The 1355-nt window shown below is 66.7% G+C and carries 2 protein-coding genes and 1 pseudogene; 2 read left to right on the top strand and 1 reads right to left on the bottom strand.

Annotated elements, in window-relative coordinates:
- A partial coding sequence (locus DBR22_RS07995) for a PucR family transcriptional regulator (protein ID WP_258229095.1) occupies positions 1–628 on the top strand: 628 nt, incomplete at its 5' end.
- On the opposite strand, the gene DBR22_RS07990 is transcribed toward DBR22_RS07995, so the two are convergent.
- On the bottom strand, positions 625–1116 hold the full coding sequence (locus DBR22_RS07990) for a helix-turn-helix domain-containing protein (protein ID WP_108598576.1): 492 nt from the start codon (positions 1114–1116) through the stop codon (positions 625–627). The genes DBR22_RS07995 and DBR22_RS07990 overlap by 4 nt on opposite strands.
- Positions 1117–1165: 49 nt before the next feature.
- Here DBR22_RS07990 and DBR22_RS07985 point away from each other — a divergent pair.
- Positions 1166–1355: pseudogene (locus tag DBR22_RS07985) on the top strand (alpha/beta fold hydrolase); the annotation flags it as partial.

Raw genomic sequence — 1355 nt, 5'->3', positions numbered from 1 at the left:
GCTGATCCACCGTTCCGCCGCCCTGCAGGCCACCATCGGCGTTGACCTGGTGCTGTTCAGCGCAGGAACGGAAACCCATTCAGTGGTGCTGTTCCGCGAATCCGTGGGGCGCGCCAGCCACGCCCAAGTACTGGTGCACTACCAGTTGGAGCTCGCCAAGCGTTCCGGGCGGCCGGTGCACCGCATCATTCTGGGGATCAGTGAGGGCTTCGCCAAACCCCGCGGGCTTGCTGAGGCGTACCGGCAGTCCAGGCTGGCCGCCCAGGCGGCAGCGGTGGATCCCCAACTGGGCGAATTGGTGGACTGCCGGGCCACCGGGATCTACCAGCTGCTGGGCTCGGCCGGGGGTGGAGCCGGGGCATGGGCTGACTCGGGCTCCGTCTATGTGCGCATGCTGGAGGACCACGACCGCAACGGCGAACTCCTGCCTGTCCTGGAGCTCATCTACGACAACGACGGCTCCATCCAGGACGTTGCCGCCAAGCTCCACCTGCACCGGAGCAGTATCTACAACAGGCTGGGCCGCATCCGTCAGCTCCTGGGTGTGGACCCGCTCCGGGGAATGCCACGGCTGGAGCTCCATGCGGCGCTGAAAATGAGGCGCTGGGCCCTGCGGCCCCGGATTTAGTTGCCACCGGCTGACTGACCCGCTTGACCCTTTCCCGCCGCCTTGGCCGCAGCCTCCGAAGCCGCAGCCCCCTTGGCCGCAGCCTCCGGGGCCGCAGGGGCTTCCCCGCTGTTCTGCTGTTCGCTTTTCTTCTGCTGGTCAAGCCACGCCATGATCGCAGCAAGCCTGATCCGGCGGTGTGTGCCGCGGTATTCCACGGGGATCTCACCGCGGTCGGTCATGTTCCGCAGGTACGTGTGGGAGATCCCGGCAAGTTCCGCGGCCTGGGACGTGGTGAGCATTTCCTCAACGCTGCTGACGGTCACCGCTTCGCCGCGGCTGAACCGGCTGAGGAGGTCGACGACGGCGTCCCTCGCCCCGGGCGTCAGCCGGTGGACGGTGCCGTCCACGAATACCGTGATGTCGTGGCCACCTTCCAGTGCCTGCCGCAGTTTTCCTGCGTCCTCGGCCGGGAGGCCGGCTGTCATCCTCGGAGCTATCAGTGCCATGGCATCAGCCTAACGCCGGATCCGCTGGCGGCGGCGGTATGCTCACTGGGTGAAACTCACGGGTGGCAAGGCCATTGAATTCGGCGGATTGACCGGACGGCTGTACACCTCCGTGGCGGCAGCCGGAAGCCCTCCACGCCCGGCGTACGTGCTGCTGCATGGAATCGGGGTCTCCCACCGATACCTTGCCCGGCTGCACCATGAACTCGCTCTGGCCGCCGACGTTTACACCTTTGACC

This window comes from Arthrobacter sp. HMWF013 (assembly GCF_003061105.1).
Classification (GTDB): domain Bacteria; phylum Actinomycetota; class Actinomycetes; order Actinomycetales; family Micrococcaceae; genus Arthrobacter.
Note: the sequence above shows the minus strand (reverse complement) of the source record. Positions and strands in the feature narration are given on the sequence as shown.